The following is a 25,177-nucleotide window of genomic DNA, read 5'->3' on the forward strand; positions in this document are numbered from 1 at the left end:
ATTTTTATTCAAAATTGAACAATAGATTTAATCATATGATTAAAGTAAAAGCAAAAAAAATCAGACCTTCATCATGGCTTTAATCCAAATTGGAATATTTTTTTTACGCTCCTGCATCATTTGATCAAACATTTTATTATCTACCTTACCTAATTCTTTCAGCATAGGTTGCGCAATAAATGGAAAAATTACTAATCCCATTAGATTCATCAGGAACTGTAACGGATTAGACTCTGACATACTACCGTTTTTTACAGCCGCCTGATATTGGTTCATAAAGACAGAGCTCAACACGGTGTCTCCTATAGGCAATTTTTCTAATAATTTCTCCGGGTTATTTCTAATCTCACTTAAGATAAATAATGGAATCACGGGCTCTTCTGAAAGAAAATTAATATAATTAGAGGCAATCAACTCAATTTTTTGCTCGAGTGTGGTACTGTCATCGTTCAACAAAGGTGTCAACTGTTTTAAAAATCCGGACATTGTTTCTGTCATGATCAAACCAAACAGTTTTTCTTTGCTCCTAAAGTAATAGTTGAGGAGCGCCAGATTGATACCAGCTTCTTCTGCAATATCTCTGGTTCTGGTAGCAGCATAGCCTTTCTCATGAAAAACCTTCCTAGCAGCCTCTTTAATTTTGTTTTCCGTTGAAGAATCCTGCGATGTCTGCAGTTTCTTTTTAGCCATTTTCTAAGCGTTAAAGTCTACAAATATATAAAAATTTTAAAAACTACTAATTTGTTTTAATCAAATGATTAAATTTTAATAATAACTAAAATAGGCTTGAACAGTTTTTTTCGGTTGAAATGATTTTGATTATGTTAGAAAAAAAAACAAAAAAATTGTAATTCCCGATAATACAATTTTAAAATCTTATTATCGGTTCATGGTTTTAAGATAAAACCTTTACAATAGTAATGTGATTGATATTTTTTGACTATAATTTTGAGAAAATTTTAGAATTTAAAAAGGCTCTTGATAAATGCTTTATTCAGGTATTTATCAACCGGATAAATTTTGAGGAAATAATTACCTACAAATAACAGTAGTAAAACAACTCCCGGCTTGTAGAATAGGTTGATAAGATTAAGCTTAAAATCCGGCAGAAAAATGGCTACATTAATGGAGATACAGCCTAAAATTAGGGCGTATATCATCTCAATGCCCAATGGAAATACCTTGAATTTTATGTAATTAAAGCTAATCTTAATAATATTGAAAAGGGATAACGAAATGGCGTAGGCAATGGCAATCCCGAAGATCCCAAAATTGGTATGCTTTAGGAAGATCATGTTGAGGCTCACCGTTAAAACAGCCAGAATCAACATGACTACAATATTGAATTTGTAATATCTTGACAATGAAATAATATGCCCGTTAAACCCTGTAGCCAAATCAAATAGCATGGCAAACCCCAAAATCCAGAGAACAGGTTCTGAGGCACGCAAATCTTCACCATTCTTCATAAAATCCGCTAGGTAAGGAAATCCTACAACAATGCAACAAAACAACACCAGACCGAGGAAAAATAAACTCAGCGAGGTCTTCTTATGAAACCTGTCCAGCTCGTTATAATCACCATTGGCAAGGACTTTATTGATAATTGGTGCAGAGATGTTGAACAACCCCATCTGCGGTACAGTAATCAGCGATATGATTGAATAAATATTACTGTAAATCCCATTCTCCTCGAAGCTGATAAATTCACCAATCATGTAGTTATCAATATTGATAGCGATATAATTCCCGATATTCCCCAAAAAACCGAAAAGGCTGTAGGTTAAAATCTCCTGATAAAAATTGTCTTTTCTAAAGTAGCTTAGGTCAAAATCTGGTCTGAACTTCTCCAGCCGATTGGTGTACAAACCATAACCCGCCAGCGAAACAAAGAACATCAGAAAGAAAAACCCGTAGGCCGTTTTCTCTGCAAAGCCCATAAAGAAAAACAAACAGAAAGCGCCAAGGTTAGCGATCTTAGGAACAAAATTTTCAAATATGTTGGGAACAACAATCCTTTTGTAATTGGTCAAAAACTTATTAAGTACCGATGAAAGTGCCAGAACCAATGCCAGAGGGAGAATCAGGTTTTTCATTTCCCACAGGCGTTGTTTCTGCAACTGTGGAAAAATCCAGCTCAATAAAAAGTAAGCCCCAACAAATATGACAAAATTAAAAATGACTGCTAACAGAGAAATCGACAGCATATTGTGATGCTTACCATCCGCGCGCACTTTACTGAAAAACTTGACATTGGAAAATGACAAACCAAATACAATAACAGGGACAATCATCTCCGCAGTGGGCAGGATATAGCGGAGTTTCCCGTAAAACTCCATATCGTAGGGGAAAATGAAAATCGCCGAAAAAGTTCCCAGCAAAAAACCGAGATAACCGATAATCGAATATTTTACACCTTGCCTTGCTACAACGCTCATACTTTCTATAAATGATGATTGATAATTGATAAATTTTATTCAACCAGATTAGGGCTTATTAGCCTCTGGTAGAAAAATAATATTGTTGATATAATCCTTATAATTCTTGACCTGATCCGGATTTTGTTGAGCCAGAAACTCTTCTGTTAGCAACTGTGGTTTCAACGTCTGGAGATCCAGATAATTGGCAGTATAGCCCCAGCCCATGATTTCTGTGATGAGTGACCAAAGATCATCATGGTGGTGGCGCTGCTCCATCTCTACCATGAGAATGGGTTGAAATTTTTGAATTGTTTTTCTGGCACCACGCAGAGTCTGCATCTCGTTTCCTTCTACATCAATTTTGATAAAATCAAGCTTTTTTAAACTGAGGTTAAGATCATCCAAAGGTTTTACCTGAACTTTTTGAATAATGGTTTTTTCTTCATTTTTTTCTTTGATCGAAGTCTGCAAAGTCCCTCTTGTATGGACTTTCTCACCATTAATTACCGGAATCTTGAATTCTGCAACCGTTGAAATATCCGACAAAGCCACAGCATTCAAATTAACCTTAGGAAAAAGTCGATTTAATCTTCGGAATAATTGAGGATTAGGTTCGAAAGCGTAGATGTTTTCAGGTCTCAGATGCTTTTCCAATACATAAATATAGGCTCCAACATTAGCTCCTATGTCCATAAAAACCGCATCTTTATCAAGAACGTCTTGGATCCACAAAAACTCAGGCTCTACCTTTCTTTGCAACAAGTTATGAGGCGTCAGGTTATTCAGCTTTTTGAAAAACCTGCTTTTGTAGTAAGATGGCGAAATGTATTGTAAATTCTCAGCTAGCCGACTGTAAACGCTCATAGATCTCTGTCATAAGATAGGAACGGCAAAGAAAAGGCATTTATTTTATAAATCATAAAATTTTGTTAAAAAATCAATAATCTATTCCAAACAATTGCCATATTTATCTTTTGACAACATTGATCATGATAATGAGTGGAAACATCTAACCTAATAAGTCTTCGTCATATCACCTGGAATTACCAGGTTAAAGTCTGTCGGAATAAAATCCTTTTCAGGCAAAGGTAATTGGGTATTTTCGGATTCAAAAACGGAAATCACGGCAATTTTTAGTTTGGGGTTGAGCTTTTTCAGATACCAGTAGATTCCACCATATTGTTTGCTATGGTAATCACCATTATAATGGATAAAGGTTTTACCCGGCTGCAGGTTTTTGAAGATCGATTCTGCCATTGTAGCATCCTTCACCGCCTGAGCCGAGATGAAATTCATTAGCTTCATTTCATCAACATGATCGCCCATCAGGGATTTCATTTCTTTGTAGCCTGGTGTTTCCAGCGTCACATCTATTGGTAACGGGGCAATCCATTTCTTTTCATTTTCCGGCAAACCATTCAGGCTTGCAATGCCACTTTTGGATGTTTGTGAAGCATATTTTCGTGGGACATTGGTAGCAATAAAAGCCAGCTTTTTATCTTTTGCAAAATCAAGTAACGGGCGATAATCGGTTTCGTAATTTTTCCAAAGCCTTACGGAATCCTTTAGGTTTTTGGGATCTATTTTTCCTGCAAGGTAAGCATCAAGGCTATTTTGATTATCCCTCTCAAACATCTCGGCACCCAAAATAATTTGCCCATTTTTTTTATTGAACAAGGCTTCTGTAATCCGTTTTTCCAACCAATGATTAATGGCATCATTATGATGTTCGCCAATCAAAACCACATCATAATCTGCTAAGTTATTCACCATTTTTTGAGCATTTATACCTTTGGAATTTTTATCGTAAAACTTAAAGGCTTCAAATTCCTGCGCGTAAAATTTACTTAAACTAAAAAACAATATAAAAAGCAATAACTTCCTCATATAAAACTATTTAAAAAAGCCATTCTAAAGTCAATTAAAACCTAAGAATGGCCTTGTCAATATTACTAATAATAAATTCTATTTACAAATTAGCCACCAAGTTTTTCCATTCTTTAAGTTCGGGAACGCCAGGTTTTCTTTTACCAAAAAACTGTACTATAAAATCACCATTTTTGTTGAAAACCTCTACCGAGGTTACCTCGCCATCTTCGGTGGGTTTTTTGGTAACCCATGTTTCTGCAATCTTGGTTGTGTCTAGGTGAAGGTTAAAATCTGGATCCATCACATTGAACCATTGCTGATGCCAAAGCGTTTTTTTCACTTCGCCGGTATGAATTTGGATAATCCCTCTATTCCCCACAAATACCATAATCGGGATATGTTTTTCTGAAGCGTCTTCTAGCAGGTTGACCACTTTGGAGTTATCCACTTTATGTGCAAAACCTTGTGGTGCCAATCTCAAAGCCTGAGTTCTGCTGACCCCAAATTTTCGCGTCATCATAAAGAAATCATGTGTATCTTGGAGGTCTTTCCACGCCTGTTGGAACCCTGCAATATCGATCTCTGAATCCGGTTTTTCTGCCGGTTTTTCCGCTACTGCTTCTGTTAAGATTTCCGGCGATTGTACATCAGATTTATATTTCTCCGTCAAAGCATCAAATTCGGCTTCGTTGCTTTTATTCGTCAGGTAAATCTTGTGAAGCGCAAGCCCGTCTTTACCAAAAAACTGAAAGCTTTTCCGGTCTCCTTCTATTACGGAAAACCCAAACTTCCACGCATTGATAAAAATCCTAAGATCAATATCCTCACTCACAAACACCTGCCCGTGCGGATTGCTGAAATCCGGATTTTGATAAACGCCCTTTCTCTCATGCACACATTCGTCATTCCTCGTCAATGCCATCACTTTGTCCAAACTTTCCACTTCCTGCAACAATGCAGCAAAATCTGGTTTCAGGACTGTAACGCCTTCTCCTACATTGGTAGCCAAAAGCTCAGCCTCGCTCACGCCCAATTCCTGCGCGGCATTTCTTATTCTTAGATGTGGGTTATCTGCCTTTAACGATGCCCATTTTTCTTTTAAATCACTTACTAATATACTCATATTTATAAATTTAATTTGTTATTTTTTATCCAAATAATATCATTGTATCCTGATGAACAGGATGTTTGCAAATGGTGCATGGGAAATTATAAGCCTTACTGATATTCTCCTGGGTAAAAACCTGTGATGGAGAACCATTAGCCAAAACCTCCCCATTTTGCATTAGTAAAACCTGATCAGCAAAACGTGCCGCAAGATTTAGGTCATGCAAAACTACAATTGCCGTATTACCATTTTCTGTGAAATTTTTGATTAATCCCAACGTCCTGTATTGATGCTTGACATCCAAATTATTAAGAGGTTCATCCAAAAATAAGAGGCGATGTGCCAACTCATTATCTAGCTGCGCCAGGACTCTTGCCAGGTGCACGCGCTGCTTCTCCCCTCCAGAAAGTGAATTGTAGTCGCGGGATGCAAAATGGAGAACATCGGTTTCCTTCATTGCTTTGTCTGCCGACTCAAAATCAACATTATGTGGCTGGGAATTGAAATACGGATAACGCCCCATCATCACCACATCTTTTACTAACAAAGGAATGTCCTGCGCATTATGTTGGGAAAATTTAGCTTTATGAAGAGCAAGATTATCCACCTTCCAATCGCAGAGTTGTTTACCTTTGAAATCAATTTTCTGCGTCGTTTTAATCTCGTTAGCCAATATATTCATCAAGCTGGATTTGCCGGCTCCATTGGGACCTACAATAGCCAGAAAACGACCGTAACCTACTTCTATATCAACACCTTTCAGAATGTTGATTTTCTGATTTTCATAATTAATCTGATGCCCCCTTATCATCTCAAATTATTTTTGAATTTTAATAAAATAGCAATAAAAATTGGCCCACCCATCACGGCTGTCAAAATTCCGATCGGCAATTCCGACGGAGCAACCATAGTCCTGCTGAGCGTATCTGCAAACAACAGTAATATGCTGCCACCAATCGCCGACAAAGGCAAAATAAAATGATAATCTGAACGGAAAAGAAATCTCAAAATGTAAGGTACGATCAATCCTATAAAACCAATCGTTCCGGAAAACGCTACACAGCTGCCTACCATCAGCGCCGTAAGCACCACAATCTGTTTTTTTAGCCTCTCAACGTTTATTCCTAAATGTTGGGCATCTTTCTCCCCTAACATCATAGCGTTGAGAGCTTTGCCCTTTGGCAATAATACAAGGTAAGAAACTACTAAAACAACAAAGAGAATCGCATTTTTTGTCCATGTTGCAGCGGCTAAACTACCAAGATTCCAGAAGGTAAGATCACGCAACTGATCATCCTTGGAAATATAAATAAGCATCCCGGTAATGGCAAAACCTATGGCTGTAATGGCCACACCACTTAAAAGCATCATCACAACATTGGTTTTACCGCCTGAAGTTGAAATTCGGTACACCAAAATCATTGACAGCAAAGCCCCGACAAAAGCGGAAATACTCACCAAAGAAAACCTCATCCATTCCGGCAGATAGTCTTGAAAAGTATGCCCCAAGACGATCGCAATAGCTGCTAATAGTGTAGCGCCGGAAGTTAAACCTATTAAGTCTCCTGTTGCCAAAGGGTTTTTGAACATCCCCTGCAAACTTGTCCCGGACACAGCCAGCATACTCCCTATAAGAACAGCCATAACAATTCTTGCAGCACGGACTTCCCAAATGACATATTTTTCACTAAGAGAAAGAGCAGAATCACCGGTGATGAATCTCCAGAAAACCTCATAAGCCGAAGATTTCCCAAAATCGTAGACTCCGATATTTAATGCTAAAACCATCACAATTAGCAATAAAATGATAACGACTACGATATAAAATGTAAGACTTCTTGATTTCAAAATGCTAAGTTTTGTCCGTATCCCAGCTGGGATGATTAATATTTGAATCTACAGATTCTTAATATTCTTATTTTGTTTTTTCTACCAAAAGTTTGTTTAGGCTGAGTGCAGCTTCACCAACCCTAGGCCCGAAAGATGATAGCAATCCGCCATCCAATGCAATTACTCTTTTGTTTTTCCCCGCATTAGTTTGGGAAACGCCCGGCATTTTAAGCGCACCTTCTAAGCCGCCTGAACCCTGCAATCCGCTAGTAAAAAACAACAAGACATCAGGATTGGCCTGCACTACGGCTTCTGGTGTTAATGGTTTGAAATCTTCGAAACCGTTGGCTGCATTTTGCCCGCCTGCTATCTCTATAATGTTAGCCATAGGTGTGTTTTTGCCCGCTACCATCAGCATATTGCCTCTGGCATAGATGAAAAGAACTTTTGGCTTCTTCGCAATAGGCTGAATTTGCTTTATATCTGCATCTATTTTGTCATCAAGTTTTTGGTAATCTGAATTCCCAAGGGCTTTTGCTACCTGCGCGATGAGTTTTTTGGTTCCTTCTATGGTATATTCTTGCTGAAAAACATCAGACTTGATCCCAGAAGATTTGATTTTTGCCAAAAGATCTTGGTTAACATCTTTATCAGACGCTAAAATCAAAGTTGGGTTAAGTGCCATAATAGGCTCAATAGTCATAGAGCGCACATGTCCCAAATCCTTTGCTGTAGCTTTTAAACTTTCTGGATAGGTGCTGGTAACGTCTGTCCCCACAATCTCTTTTTCGTGACCCAATGCTGCTACAATCTCTGTAACACCACCGCTAATGCTGACAATCTTTTGATTAGATACCGGCTTTTCGGTTGATTGCCCCTCAGAAGCCACCGCTTTATTATCATCTTTTTTGCAGGCAAAACCTACTAGTAGAATGGCTGACAATGCAGCAATTTTAATGTTTTTCATAATTATTTAATTAGTATTTAGAGTTTATTAAAGTGGTTTATATTCAAACTGAGGGTAACCGCGGACGCCTTCTAGATTGGTCATCCTATTAAATTTTATTTTGTAATAAAGCCCGTCTGAATCCCTAACTATATAAAAACGGTCGCCATAGACCTCGATCCCGTTTGTACCTACAGGATTTCTCCAGTTGGAGCCTATGATACGCTGGTCATTAAAAATCAGTCTTGAAATATCAATATCCGCAGCTTTGAAATTATTGTAATAATCCGATGCGTTAACGGCCGCTGGTACATTAACCTGATAAGCACCAACATTTCCTAAAACATTGTGGGTTACAAAATCTGCATAAGCATAACTTCCAGCCCCTGGAATAATGTTCGTAAAAACTGTGAAGCTTAAATCCCAATTCTTTTTTTGAGGTTGCACCGACACTTCGGAGTTGGTTTCAAAACTGAAAAATGTATAATTGTAATCCGGTTTTTTTGCCACTACAAATTCTTTGTGCGTAGTATCGTTAAGATTAGCATATTTAATTTTATAACCATTACCACTTCTAAGTACTTGAATTTTTTTCCACCCTCTTGGATCGCCGCTGTAAGTTGTAGATCCAACGGGTACGGTGCCATTATAGATACCTTTACCCAAGTTTAAAATATAAATTGCGTTGTCTGAATCATTGGCACTGACCTCAGCGATAGCCGTTTTACCATTTATTTCACCACGAACGTTGTCTATATACTGTTCGTTATCAGTATCAAAATTAGCAACCTGTACTTTTTTCTTTAATAATGCTACAGAAGATTCCGTGACGGCATCGATATCCGTGGCTCCATCTATTTTTCCTGCTGCCATGAGCAAAGACGTGTTCATCACCACTTTGAAAGAATCACCAGAATAAAAACCTAAATCCCACTTCGTCCTGGCCGTCGTTGTCATGTCACCTGTGCTCAAATCTATCCAAACCTGGTTAGGCTGAGAGGGGCCTCCAACTGCTGGCTGTAACATTTTTCCTTCGAAGCGTGATACTGCAACAGGATCTTCATTGTCATTAATACAAGATTGCATGGTCGCAAAACTCAACAAAATGATCGCATATAAAATATTTTTCATTGGTATTTTCTTATAGGTTATAAATTAAACGCGCAAAAAAGCTTCTGCCATAAAACATATTCATAAGGCTTGCTGCTGCATTGTGAGCATCCCCAGTATTAGTGGTATTTGTAATCTGCTTGACATCAAGAATATTTTTGACTCCAGCTGTAATTTCGAAATGATTATTAAAAAAAGGCTGAGAAATGGTAGCATTCAACATATTAAAACTGCCAATTTTTCCTATTTCGTAAACCGCGTTGCCACTTGTATCCTGGCTTACCATTTTATAAACCCTGCTTTCCCCATTATATTTATAATAGATGGCAAATGATGTTTTTGCTTTTGGCAACTTGTAATTTAAGCTGGCGTTAGCTTCTGGATAGAAATAAAAATTATCTGGTGAAACCGAGTTAGTTGCATATAATGACTTGGATATGCCCGCAAAAGAAACACCGGCGTTGAAAGAAAAATCACCCTTTCGGTAACCAAAGCTGGCGTTGATAGGAATGGTTCTGTACTTATCTACATTAATATATTTATACTGCAATGGCGTAAAGTTGAAAACTGCAGATTCGATTCGGTTTTCCAGATAGATAATCATTGCAGAGAAGCTTGCTGTAAAACTCCTATTAGAATTGTTATCGCTGTAATCCCAAAATAAAGCACCAGTATAGCCATTTTCAGGTTTCAAATTCTCATTCCCACGGATATCATGGTTAGCATCTACCATATAAGTGTACAGTTCATCATAGGTGGGAAGTTTATTGGCCGTACCGCCAGAGATCCTGAAATCTGATTGGCCGGAAGCCAATCTTACCGCCAATGAATAATTATATAAATTTTTAAACTTATCACTTACTGTAAGACGCGCTCCTGGCCTTATGTAGAGATTGGGTAATGCATTCCATTCGGCAGAGAAGAAATTAGCATAATTAAAAATAGTTCTTCTTACATTATTCCCGTTAAACCGGCCAACACTGGCATCTGCAAAGCCATTGGTTCTATCCAGCTCATAGCCTAGCTGGAAATTAAATTTGTCACTATCCAAAAAGTTGGAAAACATCCCCCGGGAGTATAAGGTATTGATGTCGTAGTACGTTTTCTTGTTGTCTCGGGATGATTCTGCCCGGTTAGGAACATCGTAGATATAATCCTGCAACTGTTTTTCCTGTTTTTGGTAAGAAAAATCCCCCACATAATTTATCTGACCCAACTTACTTACAACATTCAACTGATGAAGCCAACGATTGGTAAAATAATCACGATCCCTGCTTATAAAAGTCCTGTCTCCACCAGCATAGCTAAGCAATTCTGTATTAGGATTTCTGTAATTGATTTCTTCTTTTAGCCAGTTGACCTTATAAAAGACAGAAGTGTTTTTATTGGAGTATTTGACGATGCCATTGGAATTAATCTGGTCTTTTGGCTGCCAGTCGTAACCTCGTTTTCCGTTGCTGTTTTCATCAAAAAAGCGGTATCCATTCTTAGAGCCTTCATAACCCTGAAAATCGTTATGGTTAAAATCTAAACCTACGTACCAATTGCTATTTATATTGTAACCCAGATTTAGATTCTGTACATGTCGCCCTTTGCCTCTTTTATACCAGTCATAGCCTTTGCCTACCGTCTCTTCCTGCAAAGCTAATGTTGCCTTTACCTTTTTTGAAGAATTTTTCTTAGTAATAATATTGATAACACCCGCCAATGCATTGGTACCATATTCCACACCCATAGAACCACGCACAATCTCTATCCTTTCTATATTATCAAGGCTAATTTTGGTAAGATCGATAAGATTGCCCAGCCCCTCATCGTTCACAACAGGAATATTATCTATAAGCACCTTGGTATACGCACCGCCAAGCCCCAAGATATTCGCAAAAGAACTACCACTAGAAGAGTTTGGAACAATCAGCATATTGAGGTTTTGGTTAAGAACTTCAGACACATTGGTTGCCGCCATATTTTTTATAGTTTGTGCATTAATCACCTCTACTTTGTATAGGGATTTGTTGATTGACTGCGGACTATACTGCCCGGTAACCACAACTTCTTCTATTGTTTTCCGGCTGAGTGTATCGGTTTGGGCAGATGCAAAACCCGTAATACAAAGGGATAAAGCACTTACTGTTAACTTCTTCATCAAAAAAATTTTTAGCAAATATAATATTTTATTTAGAATCAATAAAAATAATTTATACTTTTGTAGAATAGTTCTAAATAATAAATAATTAATACTTATGAAAGCAACATTACTTTTAGTCGGATCACTATTCTCTATGGTGGCACAAGCACAATTATCTACAATTGATGAAAATTTTAACAACTTTACAGCAGGAAGTAAGACCTTCCCTCAAAATGGATGGTCTGCTGTATTACCAACGGGACCGAAACAGCCGCAGCCAATGATGATTGTGACGGCAGGTACAGATAAGGCGATACAAGCTTACGCAGGCGGTAGTTCAAACATGCCCTTGTATCTTGTGACACCCCAAATTGTGACACCCGCTGGCGATAAAGCAATTTCTTTTGACACAGGATTGGTTGAATCTTCACCCGGCACTAGTACCATTCAAATTGGCTTAGCAACCAGCCCTACAGATATGTCAACTTTTGTTGCTGTGGGTAATCCAATACAAATTACCAGTACAACTATTCAAAATATAAAAGTTAATATACCAGCTTCATCGGGAACCTATCTGGTTATAAAGGAAACACCAACGATTGAACATACCGCTTTACAAATAGACAATGTAAAATATGACAGTAATTTATCCTTGAATGAAAGCAGCCTGATTGCAAATATGAAATTTGCTGTTTCATCAGATAATAATTTTTTAAAGTTTACTTCAGCCGAGGCAATTACCACAGCAAAGATTTACTCTGCATCTGGGCAAACGGCATTACCGACAAAAGTTACAAACAGTACCATAGATATTTCTAGACTTCAATCCGGGGTATATTTCATAATTTTAGAAAATAATAATGGAAACACTTTTAAGTCCAAATTCATTAAGAAATAACTTGTATTAAAACAAAGATAATTTTATAGGTGTGAAGTAACTACAAAACTGATCTTCAAATAAGCCCTATTTCTAATTTTATTCTTTATAAACCACCTTCGGGTGGTTTTTTATTATTTTGTAATTTGATAAAATAATGAGTATTTTTGTGAAAATAATGTAACAGCAGTGAATACCATTATCAATAAAAAAGTAAGCTTTCAGGATTTGGGTACCCGAGACTACCAGCCAACCTGGGATTATCAGGAAGAATTGCTAAAAAAAAACCTAGATACCAAAATCCATAACCGCGAGAACCCAGAGAATCAAAAAAATACTGAGAATCACTTACTTTTTGTAGAGCATCCGCATGTTTATACCTTGGGGAAAAGCGGGCACGAAGAAAACCTGCTGGCCAATCAGGATAAACTCAAAGAAATTGGAGCTACTTATGTCAAAGTCAACCGCGGTGGCGACATTACCTATCATGGTTTTGGCCAAATTGTAGGCTACCCCATTCTGGATCTGGAAAATTTCTATACAGACATCCACCGTTATATGCGCGACTTGGAAGAAGTCATCATCCGCACGATTGCCGAATACGGGCTGAAAGGCGAACGTTCCAATGGAGAAACCGGCGTTTGGCTGGATGTTGGCAAACCTTATGCAAGAAAAATCTGTGCAATGGGCGTCAAAGCTTCTCGCTGGGTCACTATCCACGGATTTGCGCTGAATGTCAATACAGATATGAAATATTTTGAATACATCATCCCTTGCGGAATTACAGATAAACAGGTAACCTCACTTAAAAGGGAACTGGAGCATGAGGTCAATACAGAAGAAGTTAAAGGCAAGATCAAAAAACATTTTGAAGATGTTTTTGGCTGCGAATTGGTTTTATAAATGATGAGTGATCAACGATAATTGATTAATTTTGACTCTCATCATTTATGATCACATCGTCATTCCAATGTCTATTCCCTTTATTTTTCTGTAAAGATCAGTGGCATAATTATCGGTCATCCCGGAGACGAAATCTACCACCCCAAGCACTTTTTGGTAATCTGATCCTTCTTCATAAAAAAACTGTTTTGGGAGCAGCTTTAGGGCTTTTTTATCATAAGATTTTCGGTCATCCCCGGATTTGAGAATAGAAGGGATAAAATGATCCAGCAATTCATACATCACGTTGTAACCTGCATTTTCAATCTCGACAACAGCGCGGTGGTTGTAGATTTTATCAATAGAAAACTGCTCTATATCCTGCAGTGTATTATTTTCGGATTTATAAATATCCAGCAGCCCTTTTTCCAGGCGACCATCCAAAATAAGATTAAGATTAGATGTATAAAGTTCAATCGATTTGTTGATGAGTGCATTAATGACTTTAGCCCTCAGGTAAGATATTTTTTCGTTTTCGTTACTGATGGAATCCAGCTTCCGCTCAACCCTTCCGATGTCATCCGTTTCAGATTTAATCAACTCATAAAACAGGTTTTTGCAATCGCCTGTAGAGACAATTCCCAGCCTGTGGGCATCTTCCATGTCAATAATATTGTAACAGATATCATCAGCGGCTTCTACCAGCCATACAAACGGATGCCTTTTAAAAATATAAGGATCATCAGATTCCGGAATCATTTGTGTGCCTTTTGCAATCTCCAAAAAAATATCTTTCTCATTCTGGAAAAACCCAAACTTTTTGCGGTGCAACATGCCTTTTTTCTTTGCAATAGCTTCACAAGGGTACTTTGCAATGCTGGCTAAAGTGGTAAGCGTCAGTTGCGTTCCGCCAGCATCTTTGCCTTGCTGTTGCTGTGCCAGGACTCTGATCGCATTGGCATTCCCTTCAAAATTAACAAGATCTGCCCATTCTTTATCATTAAATTTTCGCTTGATATCACTCTCGTTTCTTTCAAAATAACTTGCAATGGCATCTTCGCCGGAATGCCCGAAAGCAGGATTTCCTATATCATGGCAAAGACAGGCTGCTGCTATCACATTACCCAAATTATGAAGGTAAAAATTACTGGAATCTTCCGTAAGATCTCCCGCAAAATGATCATGGAAAAACTCGCCAATTATACTGCCCAAACTGCGTCCTACAGAGGAAACCTCCAGAGAATGCGTTAACCTGTTATGAACAAAAACACTACCCGGAAGCGGAAAAACCTGTGTCTTGTTTTGTAGCCTACGGAACGCAGAAGAGAAAATAATCCGGTCAAAATCTCTTTGGAAGTCTGTTCTGGAAGCTTTAGTAAACGGGTTGTTACCCGTCCTTTGGTTTGTAAAAATTGTGTTAAGATTCATATCGATGTCAAAAATAAGGGATATTTTATTTTTATCGGAATAATATTTGATTTTTCAGGCAAAAATATCGCTATGCCAGAAGGACCAACCATTGTACTGATGAAAGAAGACCTTGTAAAATTTGAAGGTCAAAAAGTGTTTAATACCGGCGGCAATGCCATCCCGGATGTTAGCCGGCTTGTTGGGCAGAAACTTAAAGAGATCAAGCTATATGGCAAACAGACCTATTTGATTTTTGATCATTGCTGCGTGCGGATTCATTTATTGATGTTTGGCTCATATGAGGTGGATGAGCAGACCAAACCGGAAAAAAACCTGCGCCTCAGCCTGGAATTTAAAAATGGTAAAGCATTCTTCTACACCTGTTCCGTTAAGCTTTTGCCACTCGATTTTCTGAAAACCATAGACTGGGAAGCTGATGTGATGAGTGATATTTGGAACCCCGATAAAGCCAGACAAAAACTGAAATCCAATCCCGAAATAATGGTTTGCGATGCGCTGATGAATCAGGATATTTTCTCAGGCGTTGGAAATATTATAAAGAATGAAGTTTTGTTCAGGATTGGCTTACAGCCGGAAAGTATTGTTGGAAATATCCCGTCTGCCAAGATCAATGATTTAATAAAAGAAGTCCGTGCGTACAGTTTTGATTTCATGAAATGGAAGATGCAAAATACATTATCAAAACACTTTTTAGCCTATCACCAGAAAACATGTCCCAAGTGTGGAAATGCTATCATTGACAAAATAACTGGTCTTTCCAAACGCAACAGTTTCTATTGTGAAACGGATCAAAAATTATATTGATGATCTTTCTAAAATTGATAATTAAATATTAAAACATAATCCCGCTTCAGGAAAACTGAAGCGGGATTGTTATAGATATTGGGAAAGATCTACGCCGAGTTTCTGCTCGCGTTGATATTTCCAAACAGGGAACGCATTACCAGTTTTTCATAGGTTTCGCGGTCGCCTTCGTTTTTTTGTAGTTTGATGAGTGCATATTGTTGGATACTCAACAGCGGAAGGACAATTTTCTCCCTGATTTTCACAGACTTTCGGTTAAGAGGTTCTTCCTGCATCAGGATTTTGTATCCGGTAAGCTCCAGCATCATTTCTTTAGATAATTCAAATTCGGAGAACAGGATATTCCAAAATTCCCCAAACTTAGGATTATTCCGCATGTAATAAGTCAGCGGGAAATAAGTCTTATTCATAGACATCATCGAGTTGAGAACCAGCGTTTTGAAAAAATCAGAACCCTTATAAAGCGCCTGTACTTCGTCAAACCGGCCTTCGTCTTTCAGTGCTTTCAACGCAAATCCAAACCCGAAAAATCCGGGAACATTCTGCTTGAGCTGCGCCCAGGATCCAACAAACGGAATAGCCCGGAGATCTTCAAATTTCAGTTCAGATCCTGCGCCACGCTTGCTGGGGCGGCTGCCAATATTGGTACGTCCGTAATATTCCAGCGTGCTCATCTCTTGCAGATATGGCACAAACATAGGATGCGCCTTGAGATCAGAATATTTTTTATAACTAATTTCTGCCAGTTCAGAGATCAATTTTCTTTCATGCTCATCCAGATCTTTTTTGTGGCTTTTGAAAACGTCATTTTCTATACCAGCCGTCAATAACTGCTCAAAATTGAATTTTGCCTGATCTTTATTTCCAAAAACACTTGTGATGGTCTGCCCTTGGATTGTCAGCTCAATCTGGTTATTAGCAATTGTATTGCCCTGCGAGGCGTAAAAATCATGCGTCTTGCCACCTCCTCTTGCCGGCGGACCGCCACGACCATCAAAAAATATCACTTTTATACCGTTATCTTCGGATATTTTGGTCAGTTTTTCTTTGGAAGTATAGATTTGCCAGTTGGCTTTTAGGTAGCCTCCATCCTTGGTTCCATCGGAGAAACCAAGCATAATGATCTGCTTATTATTTCTCTTTTTAAGATGCTTTTGATAAACAGGATGGTTATAGAGTGTTTTCATCACTTCTTCGGATCGGTCAAGGCCTTCCATTGTTTCAAAAAGAGGTACAATATCAATATTGATCTCCTCTTCTGAATAACCACAAAGTTTCATCATCACATAGACATTCATCACATCCTTCACCTCATCAGAATTTGAAATAATGTAGCGGTGCATTCCCCTTTCCCCATTATTCTCCTGAATTTTACTGATGTTATAGATACTTTTCAGGGTCTCACAAGTCATCTCGTCTTCAAAATCCCCGGGATTCAATATAGCATTGCTGTCCAACAAGAATTTGATTTTCTCATCAGGCGTTTTATTATCACCGGAAAGACCGGAAACTTTGGCATAAATATCATCCATTACCTTTTGGTGAATCCTGCTGTCTTGGCGGATGTCCAAGGTTGCAAAATGGGTTCCGAAAATCCTCACCCTATCGCGGTAATCGTCTATCACATCACGGAAGAGTCCGTTATGTTCTTCTACAAGTATTTTTTCTGCTTTGTTGAGTTGTGAAATAATCTCTTCAGCGGAAATCTTAATATCTTTCTGGAAAATAGCAGCGTAAATATTCTTACTCAGTTCGTCCAAAACATCTACCACACCGCGGAAACTAAGGCGCCTTCTTACAATTTTGAGATGCCCGTAGTAATCTTTGAGAATAGAAATCCGAAGTTCCTCTGCCACCTGCATGGTAATATCTGCTGTTACAAAAGGGTTGCCATCGCGGTCGCCCCCTGGCCAAAATCCTAACTGAATAATATCCGGACTTGGTGTAAAATTAGAAGTCCCGAATACGGATTTAATTTTTTTGTACAACTCACCAATACTCTGATAGTAGACATACCGCAGGTAATAGATGATGCTCATGGCTTCATCCAAAGGTGTAGGCCGTTCTTTGTTGACAAAAGGTGTTTTCCCCAACTGCTGAAGCAATGTATCAATCTGCGTCACCGAATCATTGATAATAGCATCCCTCAAATCATGGATTATCCGCTGTACTGCATTGGGATAAAATTGCGTAGGGTGTGCTGTAAACACAATTTTAATAGCAAAATCATCCATTTTTTGGCGGATAGCTGTCAAATGATGTTCCTGCGTTGCACGGTCAGACATATTAAGGATTGTCCCAGGATCCGTCTCCAAATGGAGCTGCTGAAACGCTGCATCCTCTATACTGTCAAACAATACCACCTGTCTTTCTATGTACTGGATAATTTTAAAGAGCAATTCGGTTTTCTGCTCCTCGGTATCTAGTTCGGTATGTTTCTGGAAAAACTCTTCCACTATTTCCTCCGGTGATTTCCCCAGCTGGTAACCATCTTTACTTTCCTCATAAAGAAAAGGAAGAAGCATCCCAATATTTGTCATTTTATCATACGGCAAACTCATGAAGAGCGCATTGTAGATTTGAAACTTATTTTCTACAATCTGCCGGAATTTTTCAATTTTCTGATCATTTAGCATATAACAAATGTAAGAGATAAAGTCTTAACCTCCATCTATTGCTATGTTATTTTTACTTTAAAATCAAGAAAAAAAGGAGGAGTTAAGGCTAACTCCTCCCTTTCTCATCATTTGCTTCCTAAAAGCAGTAGTTCTTCTATGCGAATTTCAGTAATCGTTCTTTTTACACCGTCTTTATCTTCATAATTCCGGTACATTATTTTCCCTTCTATGGCAATTTCTTTCCCTTTTGGGACATATTTTTCCAGGATCTCTGCAGTTTTACCAAAAGCCGCCAGTGTGTGCCACTGTGTTTCTTCTACCCTTTCGCCATTGTTATTGGTGTAATAATCATTGGTTGCCAGTGTTACCGTCGCTTTGCGGTTTCCGTTCTCAAAATTAAAGATTTCCACATCTTTGCCTGTGTGACCAATTAATGTCACTTTGTTTCTTAACGACATAATAAATAGTATTTGAAATTAAACATTTAAAACCGGGCTCTGTTGTCGTGTTTCCCGATTTCCTTGATGCAAATTTTCAAAATACCCGGATCATGATTCGGTTAAGAAGTATTTATATCCGTTTGTAGTCGGTTACAAATGTTTTTTAATTCCGATAACAATTCATATTAAAATTATTTTTAAATTCGAGTTAATATTATAATCATCTATATTTCAAATTGTTGAATATAGAATAATTGTATAAAAACAAAAACCATGGAACATTTAACCTGTCCGGAATGTGGTGATAAAATCGTTGGAAGGTCTGATAAAAAATTCTGCTCCGATGCCTGCCGCAATGCCTACAATAACAAGCAGAACAAAACCACCACCAACTATATGCGGAATGTGAACAACAAACTGCGCAAAAATTACCGCATCCTCACAGAGCATAATCCCGAAGGGAAAACGAAAGTCAGTCGACAGAAGCTGGCCAATGCCGGATTTGATTTCGATTACCTCACGCAGACTGTGACTTATAAAAATGGTGCACAATATTTCTTTATCTACGAGCAGGGCTACAAGTTCCTTGACAATGACTGGATCTTGCTGGTAAGAAATGTGAATGAATAAAAAAATGCAACTTTTTCGTACTTAGGAACAGTACAAAAAAGCTGCATTACAGAGATAATCACATCAAAAAAATCAGTAATCCATTATTTTTTTCTGAAAAACAAGGACCGGCCATACTCATAATTCATCCTCGCAATGTTAAGAACAGAAATACCCTGAGGGCATTCTACCTCGCAGGCTTCGGTATTGGAGCAATGACCAAAATGTTCGGCATCCATCTGTTTCACCATATTGAGCACACGTTCGCTTCTCTCTTCTTTCCCTTGCGGCAACAATACCATGTGGGTAATTTTTGCAGAGGTAAAAAGTGCTGCGCTGCCGTTTTTACAGGTCGCCACACAAGCGCCACAACCAATACACGCCGCAGAATCAAAAGCCTCCTCCGCCGTTATATGCGTAACGGGAATAGCCGTAGCATCGGGAGCCTGGCCTGTGTTGATGGACACAAAACCACCGGAAGAAATAATCCTGTCAAATGCGGAACGGTCTACTTTCAAATCTTTTTTCACAGGGAAAGCCTCTGCCCGGAAGGGCTCTATCAAAACCGTCTCCCCATCCTTGAAACTGCGTAAATGCAGTTGGCAGGTTGTAGTATGTTTTAGCGGACCGTGTGCAATCCCGTTAATCATCATACCACATTGTCCACAAATGCCTTCCCGACAATCGTGATCAAACTCTACAGGTTCTTCATCATTCAGAATCAGTTTTTCGTTAAGTGTGTCCAGCATCTCCAGAAAAGACATGTTGGTATTCAAATCTTTGAGATCATAATCTACCAATTTACCTTCGGTTTTACGATCTTTCTGTCTCCATATTTTAAGGTGTAGATCCATAATTTCTTATTTATAACTTCTGACTGTAGGTTGTATTTCTTCAAAAACCAAAGGCTCTTTTACGAGTTCCGGTTCATTATTTTCGCCTGTCCATGCCCAAGCAGATATAAACTGGTAATGGGCATCATCACGCTTAGCTTCTCCATCTGCGGTTTGGTATTCTTCGCGGAAGTGGGCGCCACAGGATTCATTTCTTGTCAATGCATCATAACACATCAATTCGCCAATTTCAAAATAATCGGCAACGCGACCAGCTTTTTCAAGTTCGGCATTCATGGCATCACCATGTCCAGAAACTTTAACATCTTTATAAAATTCATCTTTCAGTTTGCGGATTTCGTCAATTGCATAGCGCAAACCTTTCTCATTCCTGGCCAGGCCGCAGTAATCGTAAAGAATCTTACCCAATGTTTTATGAAAATAATCTACTGTCTTGGTACCGTTAATCTTCATAAAACCTTCAATCTGCTGCCGTACTTTTTGCTCCGCTTCGTCAAACTCAGGGGTTGATGGGTCTATTTTACCTGTATGAATCTCATTGGACAAATAGTTGGCAATAGTGTAAGGAGCTATAAAATAACCGTCCACAGAAGCCTGAAGCAATGAGTTAGCACCCAATCTGTTGGCACCGTGGTCTGCAAAATTAGCTTCGCCCAATGCAAACAATCCCGGAACGGTCGTCATCAACTCATAATCTACCCACAAACCGCCCATAGAGAAGTGTGCAGATGGCGAAATCATCATCGGTTGCTGATAAGCGTTGTATCCCGTAATTTTGAGATACATATCGAAGAGGTTACCATATTTTTCCTTAATTTTATCAATACCCTGCTCTTTGATGGCTTTTGAGAAATCCAGGTAAACCGCATTTTTAAGCGGACCGATTCCATATCCGGCATCAATTCTTTCTTTGGCCGCACGGGAAGAAATATCACGTGGTGCAAGGTTCCCGAAAGCAGGATAACGGCGTTCCAGATAATAATCGCGTTCGTTTTCGGGAATGTCGTTGGGATTTCTGGTTTCATCTTTTTTCAAAGGCACCCAAATACGGCCGTCATTCCTTAACGATTCTGACATTAATGTTAATTTGGATTGATAATTCCCGGATTGCGGCAACGATGTTGGATGGATCTGAATCCAGCTTGGCGATGCCATGAGGGCACCTTTTTTATGGGCACGCCAGATGGCAGAGCCGTTACAGCCCATTGCCAAAGTGGATAGGTAATAGATTTTCCCGTAACCGCCTGTGGCGAGGACCACCGTATGTGCGGCATGTCTTTCCAATTCTCCGGTATCCAGGTTTCTAGCAATAATGCCTCGCGCCTTGCCATCTACAACCACCAAATCCAGCATCTCGTGCCTAGAAAATAACTGAACCGACTTTTTACCAATCTGCCTTTGCAAAGCCTGATAAGCCCCCAAAAGTAACTGCTGTCCAGTTTGCCCTCTGGCATAAAATGTCCTGCTGACCTGCACACCACCAAAGGAACGGTTATTAAGGTAACCTCCGTACTCGCGGCCAAACGGTACGCCCTGCGCCACGGCCTGATCTATCAGGTTAAGGGAGCACTCAGCCATTCGGTAAACATTCGCTTCCCTAGACCGGAAATCGCCACCTTTGATAGTATCCACAAACATCCTGTAAACACTGTCGCCATCATTTTTGTAATTTTTTGCCGCATTCACACCACCTTGAGCTGCTACAGAGTGCGCCCTCCTGGGTGTATCCTGAAAGCAAAACGATTTCACATTATATCCCATCTCGCCAAGCGATGCCGCCAAAGAGCTGCCTGCAAGGCCGGTTCCAACAACAATAACATCCAGCTTTTTCCGGTTGGCCGGGTTTACAAGTTTGGCCGTTTTTTTATAGTTAGCCCATTTATCTTCAAGCGGGCCTTCCGGTATTTTTGAATTTAAAATCATAACTTCTTTATTTAACGGGCGGTGAAAAAAACATAAACTGGCATCATGGCAAATCCTACGCTGATAATGACGGAATAAGCTACACCAGCCACTTTAAACCATTTAACATATTTAGGATGGTATAGCCCTAAAGTCCTTGTCGCACTGTATATGCCATGAATGAGATGATAACACAACGCAATCATAGCCAATACATAGATAAGCACATACCACCATTCTTTGAAAACCGCAACAACAAGCAGGTAAAGGTCTTTGTTTCCGCTTTGATCCAAAGGCAGGCTTCCAAATTTGTAGACGTACCAAAAATTCTGAAAGTGAATGACCAAAAAAATCAGGATAAGGGTTCCCAGAATCCCCATGTTACGTGAGTACCATTTGCTGGCTCTTCCACGGCGGTCATCTTTATAACTGCCATGTGTCTTCCTGTTTTTAATTGTAATCACCAAACCATCCACAGCATGCAGAATAATGCTTGCATACAGAACATAAGACACAATCATAATGATAATATTACCTGATAAAAAGTGGGAATAAGCATTAAACTGATGATGCGCCTGTTCCTCGGGAAGGAATAACTGCAGGTTTCCCAAAAAATGAATCAGTAAGAAAAAGCTCAAAAACAGCCCCGTGAGGCACATTAGCATTTTTCTGGCTAAGGTTGATAACATACTTTAGTTTTAATGATTAATAATATCCAAGAATTTTCATCCACAATCCTCCTACGCCCATATAGATGATGAGGAGTACTACGCCAATCTCCAGACCTCGGAGCCACCACGCTTTGAGATCCACATAACCACTTCCAAAAAATACAGGTGCAGGACCATGCCCATACTGTGTCAAAACACCATATATGGAACCTACAAAACCCAGCATCATGGCCAACAACATAGGCGGAACTCCTACCGCAACACCCACACCTAATAGTGCTGCATACATGGCAGCAACGTGAGCTGTAGCACTTGCAAAAATGTAATGGCTGAAAAAATAGACTATTACTATGACAGGAAAAGCATATTGCCAGCTGAGGCCGGATATTTGCGTTTTAATCAATCCGCTGAACCATCCAATAAATCCAAGATCATTTAATGAGCTGGCCATCATCACCAACACAGCAAACCATACAATGGTATCCCAAGCGCCTTTTTCTGATTTTACATCCTCCCAAGTCAGTACAGAAGTTAACAGTAATAATGTTAGACCAATAAAAGCTGTGGTAGTAGCATCAATAGACAAGGCGCCACCAAAAATCCAAAGTCCTAAAAGAATAAAGAATGCCAATAACATGAGCCATTCGTTTTTGGATATAGGCCCCATTTCTTTAAGTTTTTCAGCAGCCATTTTTGGCGCATCACCAGTACTTTTGAGTTCAGGCGGATAAAGTTTGTACAACACCAGTGGGACTACAAAAAACGCAACCAATCCTGGTAGAAACCCAGCCTCTGCCCAAGACATCCATGTGATATTAATTCCCAAATTAGCCGCAAATTTCTGACACATTGGGTTACTCGCTGTACCGGTAAGAAACATTGAGGATGCAATGAGGTTCATGTAATAACTGTTTAAAGTTAAAAAAGAACCCAACTTTCTATGTGTTTCTTCCTTCTCAGGCAAGGATCCAAAATTGATGGCCATCGACTTCATAATGGGGTAAATAATACCACCACCACGCGCCGTGTTACTTGGTATAGCTGGTGCCAGGCAAACATCAGCAAGACCCAAACCGTAGGCAAGACCTAAGGAACTCTTGCCAAAAATCCTGATAAAGATAAATGCAATACGGTTACCCAACCCTGTTTTGATAAACCCTCTGGCAATAAAAAAAGATATCCCAATAAGCCAGATCACCTTATCTCCAAATCCTGACAATGCTTTGGTAATGGACTTTCCGGCATCGCCAGGTGCTAAAACCTGAGTAAGTGCCGTTATCCCCAGTGCCATCATACACATGGTGCCCATAGGAGCTGCTTTTAAAATAATGCCCAAGATGGTGGCTGCAAAAATTGCAAACAGATGCCAGGCATCTTCTGTAACGCCTTTAGGAACCGGGATAAACCACAGTATAATGGCAATGGCAATTGTAATGCCTACATTTCTGATGTTAATCTCTTTCATGATATTGATTGTATTAATCGGTTAAAATCTACTTTGTACCTGAACTATGAAAAGGTTATTATTGTATTGCGCGGTATTGGGAATCTGATGTTTGTATCTGTCAAACTGCATCCCAAGCTGTATCCTGGCACCATAATCTTTTAAAAATTCTAAGCCAAACATTGGTGTAATCGTTTGTCTGGGATTAGATCCCACCCGGAAATTAGAATCAAGATACTCATAACGGCAGGAGAACTCAAGAGCACTCAAATTTTTACGATGGATTTCATATTTTAGATTAGGCAGGAAGTAAATACCACGTACCTGATAATTGGTAATATCAGACAATCGCACTGCAGGATCCATAGCATAATACAAAACATGGTTGACTGCCTGTTTAGCTTCCAGCTGCATATCCAAACTCCACTTTGGGTTAAAGTAAACCAAGGAAGTCAGATCCGCGCCAAGTGCATATACTTTTTTGGCAGAAACCTCACCTATACCGCCATTTAATCCAAGATTAAGAGCGTATTTTTTTGCAAGCCCAAAAATTAATCGTGTTGAATATTGTTTTCCGTTATCGCTATCGCTGATCTGATTTTTACCGTTGCCATTTACCACAGACACGGCATATTGAAATGGCATAGTACCCAGTTTTAACTGTCCGTTGGCCGATGCACCAATCTGGAAACTTGTCCAACCCAATTTACCAAATTCTACATATTGGTTGGACCAGTCCAAAGATTTGATGATATCAATAGGGTAAGTCTCTTCTATACCAAACCAAGGGCGGAATTGCCCCACCGTGAAGGATAATTTTGGACTGAAGGTGTATCTCAAATATGCATTCTCCAAAACTTTGGTTTTGGTATCACTTTTAAAATCCGCAAGATTAGCAAGAACCACCACATCGGCATGTTTACTAATCTTGGCCTGCATCTGTACCCTCATATACTTAATCAAAAAAGTATTATCGGTACCACTGTGATCTGTATGTTGCAAACCATTAACATCTACATCTTTTGTAGTTGAAACCACATAACGGCCTTGGAATAGACCTTTGAACTGAAACTGCGGGTACTTAACCTCTGGTGTAGGTTCAGGTTTTGAAATACTGTCTTTGGTTTGTGAAAATGCATAGCTAGAGAACAGCGCACCACAAATGAGAAATGTTTTTTTAATCGTATTGGTTATCATAACAATCAGTTATTTTTTTTAGGTTTAACAAGTAAGT

At 39.1% G+C, this 25,177-nt stretch carries 22 protein-coding genes; 4 read left to right on the forward strand and 18 right to left on the reverse strand.

The window, feature by feature from the left end; all coding sequences use genetic code 11:
- Positions 1-60: 60 nt before the first annotated feature.
- The 10 genes from AC00Y6_RS03355 to AC00Y6_RS03400 form a co-directional block, all read right to left on the reverse strand.
- Positions 61-690: a TetR/AcrR family transcriptional regulator gene (locus AC00Y6_RS03355; RefSeq protein ID WP_474489200.1), complete on the reverse strand. Its 630-nt coding sequence runs from the start codon at positions 688-690 to the stop codon at positions 61-63.
- Positions 691-959: 269 nt separating this feature from the next.
- On the reverse strand, positions 960-2,438 hold the full coding sequence (locus tag AC00Y6_RS03360) for a lipopolysaccharide biosynthesis protein (protein ID WP_474489201.1): 1,479 nt from the start codon (positions 2,436-2,438) through the stop codon (positions 960-962).
- 48 nt (positions 2,439-2,486) lie between these two features.
- Complete coding sequence (locus tag AC00Y6_RS03365) at positions 2,487-3,284, reverse strand: FkbM family methyltransferase (protein WP_474489202.1); 798 nt, start codon at positions 3,282-3,284, stop codon at positions 2,487-2,489.
- Between the two features lie 150 nt (positions 3,285-3,434).
- Positions 3,435-4,307, reverse strand: a complete 873-nt coding sequence (locus AC00Y6_RS03370; protein WP_474489203.1) for a ChaN family lipoprotein — start codon at positions 4,305-4,307, stop codon at positions 3,435-3,437.
- 82 nt (positions 4,308-4,389) lie between these two features.
- Positions 4,390-5,412 (reverse strand): hemin-degrading factor, encoded by a 1,023-nt coding sequence (locus AC00Y6_RS03375; RefSeq protein WP_474489204.1) that lies wholly within the window; start codon positions 5,410-5,412, stop codon positions 4,390-4,392.
- A gap of 25 nt (positions 5,413-5,437) precedes the next feature.
- Positions 5,438-6,208 (reverse strand): heme ABC transporter ATP-binding protein, encoded by a 771-nt coding sequence (locus AC00Y6_RS03380; RefSeq protein ID WP_474489205.1) that lies wholly within the window; start codon positions 6,206-6,208, stop codon positions 5,438-5,440.
- The gene (locus AC00Y6_RS03385) at positions 6,205-7,245 is read right to left on the reverse strand and encodes a FecCD family ABC transporter permease (protein ID WP_474489206.1); all 1,041 of its coding nucleotides are present in this window, start codon (positions 7,243-7,245) and stop codon (positions 6,205-6,207) included. The genes AC00Y6_RS03380 and AC00Y6_RS03385 overlap by 4 nt, the downstream gene beginning before the upstream one ends.
- A gap of 67 nt (positions 7,246-7,312) precedes the next feature.
- Positions 7,313-8,194, reverse strand: coding sequence for a heme/hemin ABC transporter substrate-binding protein (locus AC00Y6_RS03390; RefSeq protein WP_474489207.1), 882 nt, complete (start codon positions 8,192-8,194; stop codon positions 7,313-7,315).
- Between the two features lie 27 nt (positions 8,195-8,221).
- Positions 8,222-9,304, reverse strand: a complete 1,083-nt coding sequence (locus tag AC00Y6_RS03395) for an HmuY family protein (RefSeq protein ID WP_474489208.1) — start codon at positions 9,302-9,304, stop codon at positions 8,222-8,224.
- 10 nt (positions 9,305-9,314) lie between these two features.
- Positions 9,315-11,429, reverse strand: a complete 2,115-nt coding sequence (locus tag AC00Y6_RS03400; protein ID WP_474489209.1) for a TonB-dependent receptor plug domain-containing protein — start codon at positions 11,427-11,429, stop codon at positions 9,315-9,317.
- A 97-nt stretch (positions 11,430-11,526) separates the two neighbouring features.
- Between AC00Y6_RS03400 and AC00Y6_RS03405 the strand changes: the two genes are divergently transcribed.
- Positions 11,527-12,309, forward strand: coding sequence for a T9SS type A sorting domain-containing protein (locus tag AC00Y6_RS03405; protein WP_474489210.1), 783 nt, complete (start codon positions 11,527-11,529; stop codon positions 12,307-12,309).
- Between the two features lie 168 nt (positions 12,310-12,477).
- Positions 12,478-13,191 carry a lipoyl(octanoyl) transferase LipB gene (lipB, locus tag AC00Y6_RS03410; protein WP_474489211.1) on the forward strand — a complete coding sequence of 238 codons (714 nt, stop codon included), beginning with the start codon at positions 12,478-12,480 and terminating at the stop codon, positions 13,189-13,191.
- Between the two features lie 51 nt (positions 13,192-13,242).
- Here the strand turns inward: lipB and dgt are convergent, their stop codons facing one another.
- Positions 13,243-14,598, reverse strand: a complete 1,356-nt coding sequence (gene dgt / locus AC00Y6_RS03415) for a dGTP triphosphohydrolase (protein WP_474489212.1) — start codon at positions 14,596-14,598, stop codon at positions 13,243-13,245.
- A gap of 72 nt (positions 14,599-14,670) precedes the next feature.
- Between dgt and AC00Y6_RS03420 the strand changes: the two genes are divergently transcribed.
- The gene (locus AC00Y6_RS03420) at positions 14,671-15,405 is read left to right on the forward strand and encodes a DNA-formamidopyrimidine glycosylase family protein (RefSeq protein ID WP_474489213.1); all 735 of its coding nucleotides are present in this window, start codon (positions 14,671-14,673) and stop codon (positions 15,403-15,405) included.
- 89 nt (positions 15,406-15,494) lie between these two features.
- On the opposite strand, the gene AC00Y6_RS03425 is transcribed toward AC00Y6_RS03420, so the two are convergent.
- Positions 15,495-18,041 (reverse strand): phosphoenolpyruvate carboxylase, encoded by a 2,547-nt coding sequence (locus tag AC00Y6_RS03425; RefSeq protein ID WP_474489214.1) that lies wholly within the window; start codon positions 18,039-18,041, stop codon positions 15,495-15,497.
- A gap of 107 nt (positions 18,042-18,148) precedes the next feature.
- A complete protein-coding gene (locus AC00Y6_RS03430) occupies positions 18,149-18,481 on the reverse strand; it encodes a single-stranded DNA-binding protein (RefSeq protein ID WP_474489215.1) in 333 nt (110 codons plus the stop codon).
- Positions 18,482-18,736: 255 nt separating this feature from the next.
- Between AC00Y6_RS03430 and AC00Y6_RS03435 the strand changes: the two genes are divergently transcribed.
- Positions 18,737-19,093: a hypothetical protein gene (locus AC00Y6_RS03435; RefSeq protein WP_474489216.1), complete on the forward strand. Its 357-nt coding sequence runs from the start codon at positions 18,737-18,739 to the stop codon at positions 19,091-19,093.
- A gap of 83 nt (positions 19,094-19,176) precedes the next feature.
- Here the strand turns inward: AC00Y6_RS03435 and AC00Y6_RS03440 are convergent, their stop codons facing one another.
- From AC00Y6_RS03440 to AC00Y6_RS03460, 5 genes are read right to left on the reverse strand one after another with little or no spacing between them, the layout of a single operon-like run.
- Positions 19,177-19,926 (reverse strand): succinate dehydrogenase/fumarate reductase iron-sulfur subunit, encoded by a 750-nt coding sequence (locus AC00Y6_RS03440; RefSeq protein WP_474489217.1) that lies wholly within the window; start codon positions 19,924-19,926, stop codon positions 19,177-19,179.
- A 6-nt stretch (positions 19,927-19,932) separates the two neighbouring features.
- Positions 19,933-21,849: a fumarate reductase/succinate dehydrogenase flavoprotein subunit gene (locus AC00Y6_RS03445; protein ID WP_474489218.1), complete on the reverse strand. Its 1,917-nt coding sequence runs from the start codon at positions 21,847-21,849 to the stop codon at positions 19,933-19,935.
- 11 nt (positions 21,850-21,860) lie between these two features.
- Positions 21,861-22,517 carry a succinate dehydrogenase cytochrome b subunit gene (locus AC00Y6_RS03450; protein WP_474489219.1) on the reverse strand — a complete coding sequence of 219 codons (657 nt, stop codon included), beginning with the start codon at positions 22,515-22,517 and terminating at the stop codon, positions 21,861-21,863.
- Between the two features lie 16 nt (positions 22,518-22,533).
- Positions 22,534-23,964, reverse strand: coding sequence for an anion permease (locus tag AC00Y6_RS03455; protein WP_474489220.1), 1,431 nt, complete (start codon positions 23,962-23,964; stop codon positions 22,534-22,536).
- Positions 23,965-23,985: 21 nt separating this feature from the next.
- Positions 23,986-25,140: a porin gene (locus AC00Y6_RS03460; RefSeq protein ID WP_474489221.1), complete on the reverse strand. Its 1,155-nt coding sequence runs from the start codon at positions 25,138-25,140 to the stop codon at positions 23,986-23,988.
- Positions 25,141-25,177 lie beyond the last annotated feature (37 nt).

This window comes from Epilithonimonas sp. (assembly GCF_056329745.1).

Bases quoted from the DNA above. Each gene is read 5' to 3' on its own strand.
- AC00Y6_RS03355 (WP_474489200.1), bottom strand. From the start codon at position 690: ATGGCTAAAAAGAAACTGCAGACATCGCAGGATTCTTCAACGGAAAAC.
- AC00Y6_RS03360 (WP_474489201.1), bottom strand. From the start codon at position 2,438: ATGAGCGTTGTAGCAAGGCAAGGTGTAAAATATTCGATTATCGGTTAT.
- AC00Y6_RS03365 (WP_474489202.1), bottom strand. From the start codon at position 3,284: ATGAGCGTTTACAGTCGGCTAGCTGAGAATTTACAATACATTTCGCCA.
- AC00Y6_RS03370 (WP_474489203.1), bottom strand. From the start codon at position 4,307: ATGAGGAAGTTATTGCTTTTTATATTGTTTTTTAGTTTAAGTAAATTT.
- AC00Y6_RS03375 (WP_474489204.1), bottom strand. From the start codon at position 5,412: ATGAGTATATTAGTAAGTGATTTAAAAGAAAAATGGGCATCGTTAAAG.
- AC00Y6_RS03380 (WP_474489205.1), bottom strand. From the start codon at position 6,208: ATGATAAGGGGGCATCAGATTAATTATGAAAATCAGAAAATCAACATT.
- AC00Y6_RS03390 (WP_474489207.1), bottom strand. From the start codon at position 8,194: ATGAAAAACATTAAAATTGCTGCATTGTCAGCCATTCTACTAGTAGGT.
- AC00Y6_RS03395 (WP_474489208.1), bottom strand. From the start codon at position 9,304: ATGAAAAATATTTTATATGCGATCATTTTGTTGAGTTTTGCGACCATG.
- AC00Y6_RS03400 (WP_474489209.1), bottom strand. From the start codon at position 11,429: ATGAAGAAGTTAACAGTAAGTGCTTTATCCCTTTGTATTACGGGTTTT.
- AC00Y6_RS03405 (WP_474489210.1), top strand. From the start codon at position 11,527: ATGAAAGCAACATTACTTTTAGTCGGATCACTATTCTCTATGGTGGCA.
- dgt (WP_474489212.1), bottom strand. From the start codon at position 14,598: ATGAATCTTAACACAATTTTTACAAACCAAAGGACGGGTAACAACCCG.
- AC00Y6_RS03420 (WP_474489213.1), top strand. From the start codon at position 14,671: ATGCCAGAAGGACCAACCATTGTACTGATGAAAGAAGACCTTGTAAAA.
- AC00Y6_RS03425 (WP_474489214.1), bottom strand. From the start codon at position 18,041: ATGCTAAATGATCAGAAAATTGAAAAATTCCGGCAGATTGTAGAAAAT.
- AC00Y6_RS03430 (WP_474489215.1), bottom strand. From the start codon at position 18,481: ATGTCGTTAAGAAACAAAGTGACATTAATTGGTCACACAGGCAAAGAT.
- AC00Y6_RS03435 (WP_474489216.1), top strand. From the start codon at position 18,737: ATGGAACATTTAACCTGTCCGGAATGTGGTGATAAAATCGTTGGAAGG.
- AC00Y6_RS03440 (WP_474489217.1), bottom strand. From the start codon at position 19,926: ATGGATCTACACCTTAAAATATGGAGACAGAAAGATCGTAAAACCGAA.
- AC00Y6_RS03445 (WP_474489218.1), bottom strand. From the start codon at position 21,849: ATGATTTTAAATTCAAAAATACCGGAAGGCCCGCTTGAAGATAAATGG.
- AC00Y6_RS03450 (WP_474489219.1), bottom strand. From the start codon at position 22,517: ATGTTATCAACCTTAGCCAGAAAAATGCTAATGTGCCTCACGGGGCTG.
- AC00Y6_RS03455 (WP_474489220.1), bottom strand. From the start codon at position 23,964: ATGAAAGAGATTAACATCAGAAATGTAGGCATTACAATTGCCATTGCC.
- AC00Y6_RS03460 (WP_474489221.1), bottom strand. From the start codon at position 25,140: ATGATAACCAATACGATTAAAAAAACATTTCTCATTTGTGGTGCGCTG.